This window comes from Listeria immobilis (genome assembly GCF_014322845.1).
Classification (GTDB): Bacteria; Bacillota; Bacilli; order Lactobacillales; family Listeriaceae; genus Listeria; species Listeria immobilis.
The window spans coordinates 1-16046 of sequence record NZ_JAASUA010000006.1 but is presented as its reverse complement, the minus strand read 5'-3'; the positions used below and the strand labels follow the sequence as shown (position 1 = coordinate 16046).

The 16046-nt window shown below is 35.6% G+C and carries 15 protein-coding genes; 12 read left to right on the top strand and 3 right to left on the bottom strand.

The genetic code is table 11. The annotated features are described in order from the left end of the window. Nucleotides 1-14 precede the first annotated feature (14 nt). The 9 genes from HCJ45_RS08860 to HCJ45_RS08820 all read left to right on the top strand — a co-directional run bounded on the left by HCJ45_RS08860 (nucleotide 15) and on the right by HCJ45_RS08820 (nucleotide 8459). Entirely contained in the window at nucleotides 15-1643 is a 1629-nt protein-coding gene (locus HCJ45_RS08860; RefSeq protein ID WP_187124560.1) for a dihydrolipoyllysine-residue acetyltransferase, read from the top strand. Nucleotides 1644-1647: 4 nt separating this feature from the next. Next, the gene (gene lpdA / locus HCJ45_RS08855) at nucleotides 1648-3051 is read left to right on the top strand and encodes a dihydrolipoyl dehydrogenase (protein ID WP_185348966.1); all 1404 of its coding nucleotides are present in this window, start codon (nucleotides 1648-1650) and stop codon (nucleotides 3049-3051) included. Nucleotides 3052-3212: 161 nt separating this feature from the next. After that, complete coding sequence (locus HCJ45_RS08850) at nucleotides 3213-3524, top strand: hypothetical protein (protein WP_187124559.1); 312 nt, start codon at nucleotides 3213-3215, stop codon at nucleotides 3522-3524. Nucleotides 3525-3653: 129 nt separating this feature from the next. Further along, entirely contained in the window at nucleotides 3654-4607 is a 954-nt protein-coding gene (locus tag HCJ45_RS08845; RefSeq protein ID WP_185348968.1) for a Rossmann-fold NAD(P)-binding domain-containing protein, read from the top strand. Then, entirely contained in the window at nucleotides 4607-4879 is a 273-nt protein-coding gene (locus HCJ45_RS08840; RefSeq protein WP_185348969.1) for a UPF0223 family protein, read from the top strand. The genes HCJ45_RS08845 and HCJ45_RS08840 overlap by 1 nt, the downstream gene beginning before the upstream one ends. Nucleotides 4880-4900: 21 nt before the next feature. Continuing rightward, nucleotides 4901-5431, top strand: coding sequence for a DsbA family protein (locus HCJ45_RS08835; protein WP_187124558.1), 531 nt, complete (start codon nucleotides 4901-4903; stop codon nucleotides 5429-5431). Nucleotides 5432-5815: 384 nt separating this feature from the next. Beyond that, the gene (locus HCJ45_RS08830) at nucleotides 5816-7093 is read left to right on the top strand and encodes a helix-turn-helix transcriptional regulator (RefSeq protein ID WP_187124557.1); all 1278 of its coding nucleotides are present in this window, start codon (nucleotides 5816-5818) and stop codon (nucleotides 7091-7093) included. 12 nt (nucleotides 7094-7105) lie between these two features. Next, nucleotides 7106-7909, top strand: coding sequence for a hypothetical protein (locus tag HCJ45_RS08825; RefSeq protein WP_187124556.1), 804 nt, complete (start codon nucleotides 7106-7108; stop codon nucleotides 7907-7909). A gap of 43 nt (nucleotides 7910-7952) precedes the next feature. Beyond that, nucleotides 7953-8459 (top strand): hypothetical protein, encoded by a 507-nt coding sequence (locus HCJ45_RS08820; RefSeq protein ID WP_187124555.1) that lies wholly within the window; start codon nucleotides 7953-7955, stop codon nucleotides 8457-8459. 67 nt (nucleotides 8460-8526) lie between these two features. Here HCJ45_RS08820 and HCJ45_RS08815 read toward each other — a convergent pair whose 3' ends face one another. Both HCJ45_RS08815 and HCJ45_RS08810 read right to left on the bottom strand, forming a co-directional pair. Next, nucleotides 8527-9471, bottom strand: coding sequence for a magnesium transporter CorA family protein (locus tag HCJ45_RS08815; protein WP_187124554.1), 945 nt, complete (start codon nucleotides 9469-9471; stop codon nucleotides 8527-8529). Nucleotides 9472-9673: 202 nt separating this feature from the next. Continuing rightward, entirely contained in the window at nucleotides 9674-10288 is a 615-nt protein-coding gene (locus tag HCJ45_RS08810; RefSeq protein ID WP_187124553.1) for a YktB family protein, read from the bottom strand. 130 nt (nucleotides 10289-10418) lie between these two features. On the opposite strand from HCJ45_RS08810, the gene HCJ45_RS08805 reads away from it, so the two are divergent. From HCJ45_RS08805 to HCJ45_RS08795, 3 genes are all read left to right on the top strand, one after another. Continuing rightward, the gene (locus HCJ45_RS08805) at nucleotides 10419-11192 is read left to right on the top strand and encodes an inositol monophosphatase family protein (protein ID WP_187124552.1); all 774 of its coding nucleotides are present in this window, start codon (nucleotides 10419-10421) and stop codon (nucleotides 11190-11192) included. 191 nt (nucleotides 11193-11383) lie between these two features. After that, nucleotides 11384-13222 carry a translational GTPase TypA gene (typA, locus tag HCJ45_RS08800; protein ID WP_187124551.1) on the top strand — a complete coding sequence of 613 codons (1839 nt, stop codon included), beginning with the start codon at nucleotides 11384-11386 and terminating at the stop codon, nucleotides 13220-13222. 177 nt (nucleotides 13223-13399) lie between these two features. After that, entirely contained in the window at nucleotides 13400-14281 is an 882-nt protein-coding gene (locus tag HCJ45_RS08795; RefSeq protein WP_187124550.1) for a DUF5068 domain-containing protein, read from the top strand. Between the two features lie 1087 nt (nucleotides 14282-15368). Here the strand turns inward: HCJ45_RS08795 and HCJ45_RS08790 are convergent. Next, a partial coding sequence (locus HCJ45_RS08790) for an SH3 domain-containing protein (RefSeq protein WP_187124549.1) occupies nucleotides 15369-16046 on the bottom strand: 678 nt, incomplete at its 5' end.

Here is a 16046-nt window from a genome sequence, read left to right as displayed (position 1 = left end):
GAGGCTTAATAAAAATGGCATATTCATTTAAATTACCGGATATCGGTGAAGGTATCCATGAAGGTGAAATCGTTAAATGGTTTGTTCAACCAGGTGATAAGATTGAAGAAGATGAGTCCCTTTTTGAAGTACAAAACGACAAATCGGTGGAAGAAATCACTTCTCCAGTTTCCGGAACAATTAAAGAAATCAAAGTTGCAGAAGGAACCGTTGCAACAGTTGGACAAGTATTAGTAACATTTGATGGCGTAGAAGGTCACGAAGACGGCGCCGAAGAAGAAAGCGCAGCACCAAAAGCAGAAAACACACAATCAGCTCCTGCTCCAGCAAAATCTAGTGGAAAAGGAATCTTTGAATTTAAATTACCAGATATTGGTGAAGGAATTCATGAAGGCGAAATTGTTAAATGGTTTATTCAACCGGGCGATAAAGTAGAAGAAGACGAATCCATTTTTGAAGTGCAAAATGATAAATCAGTGGAAGAAATTACATCTCCAGTAGATGGAACTGTAAAAGACATTCTAGTGAGCGAAGGAACCGTTGCGACAGTAGGACAAGTACTAGTAACTTTTGAAGGCGATTTTGAAGGCGGACAAAGCCATGAATCCACACCGGAATCTCCAGCAGAAGATGCTGCTCTTGTAAATAATGACGCAGCTTCCGCACCGACTACAGGAGGAAATGGAACTCCATCATCTAAAAAAGATCCTAATGGCCTAGTAATTGCCATGCCTTCCGTACGTAAATATGCTCGTGAAAAAGGCGTTAATATTGCTGAAGTAGCCGGATCTGGAAAAAATAATCGTGTAGTAAAAGCGGATATTGATGCTTTCCTAAACGGCGAACAACCAGCTGCAACAACTTCTGCACAAACAGAAGAAAAAGCAGCGCCAAAAGCAGACAAAGCAGCTGCAAAACCTGCTGTTACAAGTTCCGAAGCTTATCCAGAAACACGCGAAAAATTAACACCAACTCGTCGTGCAATTGCAAAAGCGATGGTAAACTCGAAACATACAGCACCACACGTTACTTTAATGGACGAAATCGAAGTAACTGCACTAATGGCTCACCGCAAACGTTTCAAAGAAGTGGCTGCCGAAAAAGGTATCAAACTTACTTTCTTACCTTATATGGTAAAAGCGCTTGTTGCAACGCTTCGTGATTTCCCAGTGCTTAACACTACTTTAGACGATGCGACAGAAGAACTTGTTTACAAACATTACTTCAACGTTGGTATCGCAGCAGACACAGACCACGGTTTATATGTACCAGTAATCAAAAATGCGGATAAAAAATCTGTATTTGCTATCTCTGATGAAATTAACGAACTAGCTGGAAAAGCACGTGATGGTAAATTAACAGCTGACGAAATGCGCCATGGCTCCGCAACTATTTCAAATATCGGTTCTGCCGGCGGACAATGGTTCACTCCAGTAATTAACTACCCTGAAGTTGCTATCCTTGGTGTTGGTCGTATTGCACAAAAACCTATCGTAAAAGATGGCGAAATCGTAGCTGCACCAGTACTAGCTCTATCACTTAGCTTTGACCATCGTGTAATTGACGGTGCCACAGCTCAAAAAGCAATGAACAATATTAAACGTTTATTAAACGACCCAGAATTATTACTAATGGAGGTGTAACAAAATGGTAGTAGGCGATTTTCCAGAAGAAAGAGACACCATAGTCATCGGTGCAGGCCCAGGTGGGTATGTAGCCGCAATTCGAGCAGCACAACTCGGACAAAAAGTAACCATTATTGAAAAAGAATATTACGGCGGTGTTTGTTTAAACGTTGGATGTATTCCTTCTAAAGCACTTATCACTGTAGGTCACCGTTTTAAAGAAGCAAATCATTCTGATAACATGGGAATCACAGCTGATAACGTAAGCTTAGATTTCACTAAAGCACAAGAATGGAAAGGAAGCGTCGTTAACAAGCTTACATCAGGAGTTAAAGGCCTTCTTAAGAAAAATAAAGTAGAAATGTTAGAAGGAGAAGCTTTTTTCGTGGATGATCATTCTTTACGTGTGATCCATCCTGATTCCGCTCAAACTTATACATTTAATAACGTTATTATTGCAACAGGATCTCGTCCAATCGAAATCCCTGGTTTCAAATATGGTAAACGTGTATTAAGCTCAACTGGTGCACTTGCCCTAACAGAAGTTCCGAAAAAATTAGTCGTTATTGGCGGCGGATATATCGGAACAGAACTTGGTGGCGCGTTTGCTAACTTAGGAACAGAATTAACCATCCTTGAAGGCGGTCCAGAAATCTTACCAACATACGAAAAAGATATGGTTTCGCTTGTAAAACGTAATCTAAAAAGCAAAAACGTTGAAATGGTTACTAAAGCACTTGCAAAATCCGCTGAAGAAACTGAAAACGGCGTAAAAGTAACTTATGAAGCAAATGGTGAAACAAAAACTATTGAAGCTGACTATGTGTTAGTAACAGTAGGTCGTCGTCCAAATACAGACGAAATCGGTTTAGAACAAGCTGGCGTAAAAGTAACAGAACGCGGTTTAGTAGAAGTTGACAAACAAGGTCGCTCTAACGTTTCAAACATTTTCGCGATTGGCGATATTGTTCCCGGTGTTCCACTTGCACATAAAGCAAGCTATGAAGCGAAAATTGCGGCAGAAGCAATTGCTGGCGAAAAAGCTGAAAACGACTATACTGCACTTCCAGCAGTTGTATTCAGTGATCCAGAACTTGCAACAGTTGGTTTAACTGAAAAAGAAGCAAAAGAAAAAGGCTTTGACGTAAAAGCTGCTAAGTTCCCATTCGGCGGTAACGGTCGTGCACTTTCTTTAGATGCACCTGAAGGATTTGTTCGTTTAGTTACCCGTAAAGAAGATGGCTTAGTTATCGGTGCACAAGTTGCCGGAATGAATGCTTCTGATATTATTTCAGAAATTGGCTTAGCAATCGAATCAGGCATTACTGCGGAAGATATTGCACTTACTATTCATGCTCATCCATCACTTGGAGAGCTAACAATGGAAGCTGCTGAACTCGCTTTAGGTCGCCCAATTCATATGTAATACTAACGAAGCGGAAATATCCTTTGATGGGTATTTCCGCTTTTTAATTAAAGAATTATTTTTAGTTCATTTTTTGAAATAAATTACCTGTTTTAGAAAAAAAGTAGTATAATATAAAAGGTAAACTTAACAAGTCAAATCTAATTGAATCAGGTGAAAAAATGGAGAAACAAACAGCAACTTGGAAGAAAACGCTATTTTGGTGTGGTTATGTGATTGCAGGAATTTGCTTTCTATTAACTATTGTTGCTTTTATTGTGGGATTTATACACCATATGCATGATACGGGTGGATGGAGATCTGTTATTCAAATTCTTGAAACGCCCATTACAGGTTTTATAAAAATGACTGGCGGCTACATTGGGAAAGGAATTTTGGAAGTTATTATCTTAATTATCGTAAGTTATATACTACCGATTTTTTTCTGTTTTGCAACCTATCGTATCAAAGCAAAACGGCGTGAAATGGTTTGATAATGAGTATATTTTGTAAAAAGCAAAGCGAATTAGGCGATGCTTTTTATTTATGTGGTCAAGTTAGTTTATTCTAGCAAGTAAGCATGCTAAAATAATATTAGTAGACTTGATGAGGGGGAGATAATCGTGACATCTAAGAAGAAGAAAATTGTCATTATTGGAAGAAGCAATTTACAAAGCCTCTATATTCATACAATTCTTCTGAAAAAAATTTCTGCAGAGATTTACTTAATAGATGAGCTAGCGAAGTCAAGCGTTCAAGATTTTCAGTATGCTAGTTATTATCATCCTGCTGCAACTATTGATATAGGTAGTTTTAACGAGTGTAGAAATGCTGATTTAATGATCTTTTTTCAAGAAGAAATGTCTGATTCTACTATCTCAAAAGAAGAAAACCTGGCTTTAATCAAAGAAAAAGTGAAAAAGATGATGGCAACTGGTTTTCAAGGGAATGTTATTATCGCAACGGCAGAAAGTAATACAGTTGCTTCACTAGTTAAACGTTTTTCGGGTTTACCAGCAAGCCAAATTATCACGCTTGGAACCATTCTCGCGACATCCTATTTTCAAGTAGAAATAGCAAAATTATTTAAAATTAGTCCCAAAAATGTTCATGGTTATATTATAGGGGATCATTCGAACGATGTCATTCCAGTATGGAGCAGGGCATTTCTTGGCGGAAAACCAATTTTAAGTTATTTAGCGGAAGAGCCAAAAAGAATCACTTCCGAAGATTTACAAAACCTTGCGCAAAGAATGACAAAGATTCCTGATTTTCCTTTTGAAAATAAAGATGATTGCACGTTTCAATTTAGTACAGTGACCGTGCTTGCAGAATTAACAGAAGTGATTTTACGAGATGAGGCGCGAGTGCTTACAGTAGGCGTGGAGGTTAAGACAGCTTATGGATTAGATGAACCAGTCTTTATTAGCGTACCAGCCGTTATTGGCGCTTCTGGAGTACAAGAATTATTAGAACTTAACCTTTCAGAGGACGAACAAAAAGAATTGAAGCAAATTGCGATGAAAACAACGAGTAAATTAGAAGCAATGCAACTTGATAAAGGAGGAATAAATTAATGGAATATAGTTATCCGCTAAATCCAGACTGGACAACGGAAGAAATGACGATTGTTGTCCAATTTTTAGAGGCTATCGAACGCGCATATGAAAAAGGCATTGATACGTTAGAACTTAAAGAAAAATACCATAATTTTAAACAAGTGGTTCCTTCTAAAGGCGAAGAAAAACGTCTTGGTCTAGACTTTGAAAAAGCAAGTGGCTATTCTGCTTATAAAGTCATGCAATTAGTAAAAGATGCAACCACAAGCAAAATAAAAATGCAACCGTAATTAAAAAGGAGGAAATTTTTCATGGATATTAGTCAAATTAAAGCAAGCATTGTAACACCAGAAGTAGGGATACACGTAGGAGATAAGGAAGCTCCGGTAAAAGTAATGTCATTTATTAATCTGCGTTGCCCATATTGTCGTGAGTGGAACGAAAAATCAAAAGATGTTCTAACAGAGTTTATTCAAGCTGGCAAAATCGAGCTTATCATTAAACCTTTTGATAAAGAAAAAGAATCACTTCAACGTGGAAATGTGGCGCACCGTTATTTAGACTATTCCACACCAGAAAAAACACGCGAAACAATTAATAAAATTTATAGTACACAAGGTGAGTGGGGAAATCTATCTTTAGAGGAAGTAGCGACCTATATGGAAGCGACTCTAGGATTAACAGAGCAGGATAATAAAGAAGCATCTGAAAAAATTATCCGTGAAGCAAATGAAGCAAATATTGTATTTGTTCCAACTGTTATTGTTGGTGAGCATATTTTCGATGAACACATTAGTCCGGAACAATTACGAACTTTATTAAACGACGAGTTAACTAAATAAAAAGAAGACATCATAAATAAAATTAAGTTTAACCAATTAAAAATGGATTTGTTTATTCTCTGTATAGAGGATTCCGAATCCATTTTCTATTGATTGGGATTTATCGCGTTAGTTATTTTTTATCACCAAAGAACCTATTGTTTAGTTGGAAATAAGAAAAAGTGATTTTTACCCAAATAAATCTAGAGAAGAAAAGAAAGGTACAAAAAGAGTTATCAATTCTAGCAAAAATTTTGCGGGAAATAGGTTTATTAACAAAATTTTTCTTCTTTTTTGAAGTTAAAAGAACCTGGTTATCATGCTGTTTTGTATGTGTGAAAACAGCTTAAATATAGCAATTTAATGTGTTAAAATATAGAGGTGGTAAGGGGAAGGAGTGAAAAGTTGTTAAAAGAACGGATTAATTTTTTGATACAGCAAAAGGGGATATCAAGAAAAACACTTGTTAATGGACTTATAACATTACCTCATTTTTCAAATATTCTAGCAGGACGTTATTTGTTAGCAGATGATATAGCAAAACAACTTGGAGAGCGCTTGGGTGTGACAACAGATTATATACTGCACGCAGAAGACAACTCTTTTGAAATTAACAACCAAGCCGAAAAAACTTTCCGTCGTATTGTGTTATTTCAACAGTTGGATGATGCATATGTGGCTTCGATACCAGAACAAAACGATGCGCTTGTACTCGAACTTTCAACAGCATTGATGAAAGCATGTTATTATCAGGCGACGAACAATCAGGAAAATTACCAAGCATTGCATAAAAATTATTTAAATTTTTATCTGGAAAATTTTGATGATGTATCCATTTTAAAATTACCGCTCCCGTTAAGAAAAGCTTTTTTCTATTACAAGTTACAATTTTATCGGTCCATTTCAAAATTAGAAGAAAGTAGCAAATATATGGAGTTGTTGTTACCTATCCTGGAAGATGATGCAGAGGTTTGGATTGCTATAAAGAAGATTGAGATGGAAGTCTTGGTAGCACTGAAATTATACGATAAAGCAAAAAAAAGTTTTGAAGACACACTGCATCGTGTTCAAAGTGAAAATCTATCACATCACCTTTCTAGCCTCTATATTGCAGAGAGTGCGTATTGCTTTTATTTGAAGCTTTATGAAGAGGCATTTGTTAATTTAGCTAAGGCAGAAGAATATTTAGTTTACATGGATGATTCAGCTGGTACGTATCTAGTCACTATTTTTAATAATCGTATTTTAATGCTGATTGCAACAAATCGATTGGGTGACGCCGCGCAGGAAGTGGAACGCTTTGAAAAATATCTTCAGCAACAAAAGAATATAGATACAACATTTTGGACATTAATTGAACTACATAAAGCGGATATTGCATTAGCTGGTGGTGCAGTTGCGAAATTAGAAGAAATACTGGCAGGCTTACAAAAAGCGAATAAAACACCTGATCAAGTATACGCAGTAAAATTTTATCAATGCCAGTTAGCGCTTTTACAAGAAAATTTTAAAACAGCAGAAGCGATAGCGGAAGAATGCTTACCATTTTTCGAACAAGCAAATAGTGCTAATAGGCTAATTTTGATTTATGAAACGATTGCTATCTGCGCAGAGCAAACAAGACAATATAAGAAATCTTCGGATATGTATAAAAAAATGACACAATTATTAAAAATGAATTGAGGGGAAATAACAATGAAAATAGTAGGAAGTTTAGGAAGAGCAATTGGTTTTATAATGATTTTTGGTTCAATGGCATATATATTTTTTAATCGAGATAATATGGAGGTTTTCTCTTCATCGGCCTTTCGGTATACACTATATGGCGGAATAGCAATCCTCGTTATCAGCAGTATTTTGCCATTGGTGTTATCAGGATTTGGCGGACGAGTTAAAAATGGAGTTCCTGCATTAGGGATTATTGAATCAGTTAGGCAAACGGGAACATATATAAACGAGCAACCGCAAGTAGAATTAAAAGTACAAGTAACAGAGGAAAGTGGCGAACAATTTGATACAACGATAACCACGATAATCCCATTAACACAATTGGCGAGTTTTCAAATAAATTCCCCAATCAATGTTCTCGTAGGTGAAAATCGAAAAGTAGGGTTGCCAAAAGCTGGAGATCCAACACTGTCGCAAGAAAAAATGCAGTCCATATTTAATATGGTAGCTGTGAAAAAAGGATTGATAAGTAAAGAATCACTAGAGATTAGTCAAAATGGTGTAGAAAGTTATGCGACTGTAAAAGCAATGAGACCAAGGGGTTCACTTACAGCAGAACGTGTGGAGTTAGAGCTAGATTTGGACTTAACGAAAGTAGATCAAAGTATCGTACCTGTTAGCGTAGTAAAAACTTTTCCTGGCTCCAGCGTAGAACAACTACAACCTGGTCGTGTGGTTTCGGTTATTTATCTACCAAATCAACCTGAAAAATTAGTAATTAAAACGGTAGCCGATGCAAATACAGCTCAGTCGGCTTTCCAAAGAGGCTAAATAGGGATTTGTATTAAAATAAACGAATAAATGAGGATTAGAAATGAGCAATAACTCAAAAGCAAATCTGGCTATTTTTATCGCAATTTTATCTTTCATGAGTATCAACTTTTCTTTTATAGCTGTACCGAGTTTAATTGGTATTATTTGGTTAACTACTAGTATTATAGTATTAGTAGTAATGATTATTCTACTCATTCTGCTTAATAAACAAGCTAAAAACGACATAGAGGCAGCCTCAATTCCTTTAGAAACAACCATCACATGGTGGGAAACAAGTGGTAGTGTAGAAAGAGGAATCATATTCTATTTAGTATTATCTATTCCTCAAAAAGGAAAACAAATAGAACGCGCTTATTCTACTTCTGGGGGCATTGGTATTGTTGAACTAACACAATTTTTAAATCAGCATCCATTTGGTTCAAAACTAACTATTTTAACAAGTAGCAAAGACTTAAAAGTGATTGTGTTAGAAGAGATACAACTTGTTATGTCGAATCATGGAGAAAAGCTGATATTAGAACGTTTTCACAACTCTAAAAAACATTAATCGATAAGAAAAAACGAATGTACTGTCTAACAAATGGTTAGATAGTACATTCGTTTTTTTGTCCTAGTTAAAAGAATTTTCTCCGCCAAAATACAATCGCAAGTGCGCCGGCAATTCCAAACGCAAATCCAAGCGTTAGCATCCACGCTAGAGGAGTATTCATAAAGGGTAATTTAACATTCATTCCATAAAAACTAAATACCATGGTAGGAATAGTCAAGATGATAGTAAAAGAAGTTAGGAATTTCATCACGATATTCATGTTGTTGGAGATAATCGAGGCATATGCATCCATCATCCCACTTAGAATATTCGAGTGAACTTCCGCCATTTCGATTCCTTGGCGATTTTCAATTATAACATCTTCCAGTAAGTCTTGATCTTCCTCGTACATTTTAACGATGTTTTGGCGCATCATTTTGTCAAGGACAACTTTATTGGATTTAAGGGCAGTCACAAAGTAAACCAAACTTTTTTCAATACCCATTAAATCATACAACTGTTTATTTTTCATTGATTCATGTAATTCTTTTTCGATCTCATCTGTTTGACGGTTTAAGCGTTTTAAGTGCCGTAAGAAAGTCGTTGAAATCATATATAAAATTTGTAAGGCGAATCGTGTTTTCATATGTGTATAAAAGCCTTTAATACGGTTTCGGATAAATGATTGCACAATAGAAGAATCAATCGTACAAATCGTAATAAAGTAGTCTTTCGTAATAATTATCCCCATTGGAATGGTTTCAAATGAAGCATAATGAATATCATCTTCATCTACTACCGGAAAGTCACAAACAATTAAAACGGAATCAGAATCATCGTCACGTTCAATCCGGGCGCTTTCATCTTTATCTAGTGGATCTTCTAAGAATTCTAGTGGAATTTCATAGTTATCGGCAATTTTATTAATTTCTTCAGAAGTAGGGGCAACAATATTAATCCAACAATTGCGTGTTACTTCCTCTAATTCCATTAATTTGCCTTTTTCATCTGATTTGAAAATTTGATGCATGCTCTTTACCTCCTTTTTTTAACAGGTAAATTTCACGCGGTTTAAGTCTCGTTCCCGTGAAAAATCACCTGTATGAATACTTCGATGCGGACCAGGGTCACTTGCTGTTTGCTGTTCCTTTTTCACGTTCCTCAACTCCTTCAAACCAGTAATAATTCACAACTCTACCATTATACCTAGATTAACACTATTTGTACATCTTTTATTGTAAGGAAGCTTTATAGAACGGGATCAATTCATCTAGCACAGATTCCGCTTCTTTTAGGAAGGCTTTTCCAGGAGCCAAAGCGGCATCATCCGGCAAATATATTTTTCCTACTAAAAATTCCCCTTTTTTCACATCACGAAAACGTTCCAAAGTAGGCACTAATTCTCCACTATGTACGGGATAGGTTTTTTCTTCTGTATGATCTGGTGAAATCGCAAAACCATCTGGTAAATCAGCAAATAATTTTTTCTCTTTCAAAAAGCGATTGGCAATTTTGGCGCTTTGTTCATTTTCATAAATAAAAGCTAACCAAACAAATAAGTAGTTATCAAATAGCCCCACTTGAAAATGTGGATGTTTTTTATAACCACGTTTGTCGTGACAGATTGCTAACCAAGTGCTTTCGGGTGGGTTAACAGAACGTCTTTGGTGTCGCGCAATATGTAAAAACATTTCCTCGCCAAGCTGAGTACTTAAATACGTTGTTAATTCCTCGCCAGCTGCTTTAAATTTTGGTTGAATATCATTTTGAATCCCAGCCATTCTTGCTTCAAGCCCAGGAATTTGCATTGTTTTAAAATCTTTCTTTGTAAAGCCTTTAAAAGTCATAAGATTTCCTCCTAATTTTGCGTATAGTTTTATTATACGGAAGTTAAGTTCTGAGGGAAAGAATCTTGTTCTATTCAGATAATTCATTTTTGTGATAAAATAAACAAAACAGGTATAAAGAGGTGTGCGTATGGATAGTAAAAAAATAGATTATTTAGCACGTTTATGGATTATGGAAGCAGCGGCGAAAATTAAGCAGTCGTTTAAAGAAACATTAGATATTGATACTAAGTCTGGTAGAAATGACCTTGTAACAAATATGGACAAAGACACAGAAGCATTTTTTGTTCAACAAATCAAAGAAAATTTTCCAGAGCATCGGTTATTTGGTGAAGAGGGGATGGCAGATTCAGTAACCGATTTAACAGGTGTTGTTTGGATTCTTGACCCAATTGATGGCACACTTAATTTTGTGGAGCAACAAAGGGATTTCGCGATTTCGCTTGCTGTTTATGAAGATGGTGTTGGAAAGCTTGCTTATATTTATGATGTTGTGCGAGACGAACTCTATTTTGCGGAAAGAGGAAAAGGCGCAACAGTCAATGGCAAAACAATTCCGAAAATCAATCCAGATATAGAACTTCAAGATGCGCTGTTAATTGCAAATTTAAGTGTTACAAGAAAATTCCCAACAATGTGGGAGGCTGTGAAAGTTTCACGTGGCTTACGACTTCACGGTGCAGCTTCACTTGAATATATGGATGTCGCAACTGGACGAGCAGGAGCATATCTTTCTGCAAATTTAGAACCTTGGGATATTGCGGCGGGAAAAATTATTGTGGAGGAGCTAGGCGGAATTGTAACTAGAATAAATGGCGAAAAAATGAATCTCTTAGAAAAAGGAACTTCAATCGTTGCAGCACCTAAAATTTATCAAACGCTATTAAATAACTACCTGCCTTAAAGAAAGCGCTCAACATAAAAAAACGGCTTTTCAGAAAATAAAAATCGTGCCAAATCCGCCTAGCTATGCTATAATAGGTAAGTTGATTTAAACGAGACGATAGCGACGGAGGAAAATAAATCTATTTTCCTCTTTCTTTTGGCTAATCTTCACGATAAATGTTTGGATTTTTAATTTAGGAGGAAACAAGATTGAATTTAAGAAATGATATTCGTAATGTAGCAATTATTGCCCACGTTGACCATGGTAAAACGACACTTGTAGACCAATTATTACGCCAGTCAGGTACATTCCGCGACAATGAAACAGTTGCTGAACGTGCGATGGACAACAATGATTTAGAAAGAGAACGCGGTATTACTATTTTAGCAAAAAATACAGCGATTAAGTATGAAGATACACGTGTAAATATCATGGATACACCTGGACACGCCGATTTCGGTGGAGAAGTAGAACGTATCATGAAAATGGTAGATGGTGTTCTTTTAGTAGTAGACGCATATGAAGGTACAATGCCTCAAACACGTTTTGTACTAAAAAAAGCATTAGAACAAAACTTAACACCAATTGTCGTAGTTAATAAAATTGACCGTGATTTTGCTCGCCCAGAAGAAGTAGTAGATGAAGTATTAGAACTTTTCATCGAACTAGGAGCAAATGATGATCAATTAGAATTCCCAGTTGTTTATGCATCTGCAATCAACGGAACTTCAAGTTATGATTCCGACCCTGCAGAACAAAAAGAAACAATGAAACCACTTTTAGACACAATTATTGAACATATCCCAGCACCAGTTGATAATAGCGATGAACCTTTACAATTCCAAGTTTCATTACTTGATTATAATGATTATGTTGGTCGTATCGGTATTGGCCGTGTTTTCCGCGGAACAATGCATGTTGGGCAAACAGTTGCATTAATTAAACTTGACGGTACTGTAAAACAATTCCGTGTAACGAAAATGTTCGGTTTCTTCGGACTAAAACGTGACGAAATTAAAGAAGCAAAAGCAGGGGACTTAGTAGCACTTGCTGGAATGGAAGATATCTTCGTTGGTGAAACAGTAACACCATTTGATCATCAAGAAGCACTTCCACTTTTACGTATTGACGAACCAACATTGCAAATGACTTTTGTTACTAATAACAGTCCTTTCGCTGGTCGTGAAGGTAAACATGTTACAAGTCGTAAAATTGAAGAACGTTTACTAGCAGAACTTCAAACAGATGTATCGCTTCGTGTAGATCCAACAGCTTCCCCAGACGCTTGGGTAGTTTCAGGTCGTGGAGAACTTCATTTATCCATTCTTATTGAAACAATGCGTCGTGAAGGTTATGAATTACAAGTTTCTAAACCTGAAGTTATCATTCGTGAAATTGATGGCGTGAAATGTGAACCAGTAGAAGATGTTCAAATTGATACTCCTGAAGAATTCATGGGATCTGTTATTGAATCTATTAGCCAACGTAAAGGTGAAATGAAAAACATGATTAACGACGGTAACGGACAAGTTCGTTTACAATTTATCGTTCCTGCTCGTGGATTAATTGGTTATACAACAGATTTCCTTTCAATGACTCGTGGATATGGTATTATCAACCATACATTCGATAGCTATCAACCAATCCAAAAAGGACGTGTTGGTGGACGTAGTCGTGGTGTTCTTGTATCAATGGAAACTGGTAAATCAACTACTTACGGAACAATGCAAGTAGAAGATCGCGGTACTATTTTTGTTGAACCTGGTACGGATATTTACGAAGGTATGATTGTTGGAGAAAATAATCGTGAAGGCGATATCGCTGTTAACATTGTTAAAGCAAAACAAATGACTAACATTCGTTCTGCGAATAAAGACCAAACAAATGTTATTAAAAAACCACGTCATTTATCTTTAGAAGAATCATTAGAATTCTTGAACGAAGATGAGTTTTGTGAAGTAACTCCAGAATCAATCCGTTTGCGCAAAAAAATTCTTAATAAAAACGAACGTGAAAAAGCAGCAAAACGTTCAAAAACTGCTGAATAATTAATAATTTAAATGCCAAATAGATTTTGAGCGATGCTATTTATCACTTAAAACTATTTGGCTTTTTTATGCATTGTTTTTAGAAAAAAGGGAATAGGAACAATGAGTTTGTAACACTATTGTAATATGTGATGCTATTTGGTATATTATAAGTGAGTAGAAAAGGTGGTTATTTATATGAAAAAACGAATATTTATTTTAACAATCTTAATTGTGATTTTGATAGGCGGTGTTGTAATCGGTGCTTATGCCCTTAATGATACTCCAACAAAAGAAGCAGATAAACAAACAACTGAAACAAAGACTAAAAAATCTGCAGCTACGCCAAAAGAAGAAAATGAGCCAACTCAAACTGATAAACAAGAGACTACTAAAGATTCAGTAACTGATGACAAAGAGACAGTAACTAAAGGAAGTTCAGAAGTAGAAAAAAATACTCCTTCAAAAAATAATACAGATTCAACAAGCCCGGAAAATAATGAGAATGAGACAACACCAACATTTTCTTTATCCACAACAGGTTTTAAATATTCAAATGTAAAACCAGTTCTAGGTGGGACTGTTACAACAACATACCTTTCAAGTTCGCCATCATTTCAAAAAATATTTCAAAATTTAACAATAGAAATCAATCAATATAAGGTAGAACATGTTGTAGATGCAAACAAAACTGTTAATGCTAGTAATCCTGAAAGTTACCTAGCTAATAAAAATGGTTATGTTATTACTTTAGACTTATCAATAAAAAATACTTCTACCAAAGACAAAATGTACAAAGCAGATCAAATTAGTCTTGTTGGAGCAAATGAGTTTGTTGGAGGCAGCTTAGATAATTTTATACCTACTAATTTTCATTTGTTGGGAAGCAAGGCAGATCCCTATATTTTTACAGCTGGTAAAACAGCCCGAGGATTACTAACATTCACTATGACGGAAGCGTTATATAATGATTTGGCTATGGACCCTAAAATTGGTGTGCCAAATCCAGATAAATTCGATTCGAGTGTTTCACAAGATAAAGCAGGAGACAACATAGTTGTTGCTTTCCCAGTAAAATAGGAAGAGTCTGGGACATAAATTCTAGTAAAAAGAAAAATGGATTTGAAAATTCCTTTATAAGAGGGGTAATCAAATCCATTTTTCAATACATAAAAAAAGGCCACTTTTGAAAGAATAGCAGTGATTAAACAATAAACTAATGAGGGAATCGACGGAAAAACACCTTCAATCTCTTTAGGTAAAGTCGAAAGATTATAATCAAGGACTTTGTTCGAAATAAGAGCTCCCGAAACATGCCTTTAAGCAGTTACAATGCTTTCTAACACGCAAACGGAAATGCCAACGCTATTTTACTATTTCGGCAATCGGAATAGCTTTTCTAAAACGGAATAGGCGCAACATTTATGTGGATGAAAGAGGAGTATATACATAATAAACAAATAAAAGCTGATTATTATTTACAAATAGCGATAAACAAGCAATATATCTTAGGTTACGGTGTATTTACTAATCCCTCGTATGTTACTTCTTTTTTTGAACTAATGGAAGAAAATTTTTTTAGAATTACCGTCCTATATTGTAGTAGAAGCTGGATATGGTAGTGAACGAAACTATAAGATTTCAGCTGAATAGACGCGGTTAATAACCTATTCTATCTACTAAAAGGAGTAGATAAAGACATATAAAACAGAATCCATTTCTTTCTTGAAATTGGATGTACAAAGAACACTTAGATACTTTTCTCTGTTCAAATAACCTTTTCGTAATTTATAGCATTCGAACAGACTGTTACGGTTTTGCTTGTTATCTTAAGTACTATGAATGTGATAATTATTCCTCATGTTCGTTCCGTACAAATTGTACATAAGCTAAAAAAGGAGCGAACCAGCTTTTAGATATTTGAAGGCTTTTTTGTGCTGTACTCAATTATCTGTGCGGGGAGAAGAAAAAGTGAAAAGCGATTTAGGAGTTACTCTTTTAATGGTATTTTTAAGAAAATATACTGCTACGGATAGTCACGATAAGCGTCACTATTTTTATTCCCAATAAAAAACCAGAACCAAAAATCTATTTGCACGATTTTTGCTTCTGGTTTCTATTTTTCAAGACTTATATCCTGGCCACTTTTTTTGGAAAAATAAAATGTTTACTTTACAAAGTAACTACGTTTCATCCATCCTGTTTGGTTATTATACGTAATTTGATAAAAATCATCCGTAAGAGTTGTATTATTTAGAGCTACTTTAGCTCCTTTAGGAATACTTATAACTACTGGACTATCCCAAGATGGACTTTGACGTAAGTTTACATCACTAGCTGCATACCAAGTTTCTAAAACGGAAGAAGTAGAAAAATAACTTAGCTTCATCCAGCCAGTTTTCCCATCAGCGGCAGTAACTTGATAGAATCCATTGGTTAATGTTGTATTATTTAACTTTACTTGTGTGTTAACTGAGATTGTTGCTGAAATAGGGCTGTTCCAATCAGGTTTTGAACGTAAATTAAGTTGAGAGGAAGCATAAAGTGTTTCTAGAACTGGTTCTTTAGAGAAATAAGATGCTTTCATCCAGCCAACATTACCATTTACAGTAATTTTATAAAAGCCATTCGTTTCTGTAGTGTTATTAAGTGTGGCTTTGTCACCTTCTTTAAGAGTAAAAGCTATAGAGCTATCCCAATTAGCGGCGGATCTTAAGTCAATAGCTGATTTAGCATAAACATTTTCTAAAACAGGTTTACTTGCAAAGTAAGATGCTTTCATCCAGCCAACATTGCCATTTACAGTAATTTTATAAAAGCCATTCGTTTCTGTGGTGTTATTAAG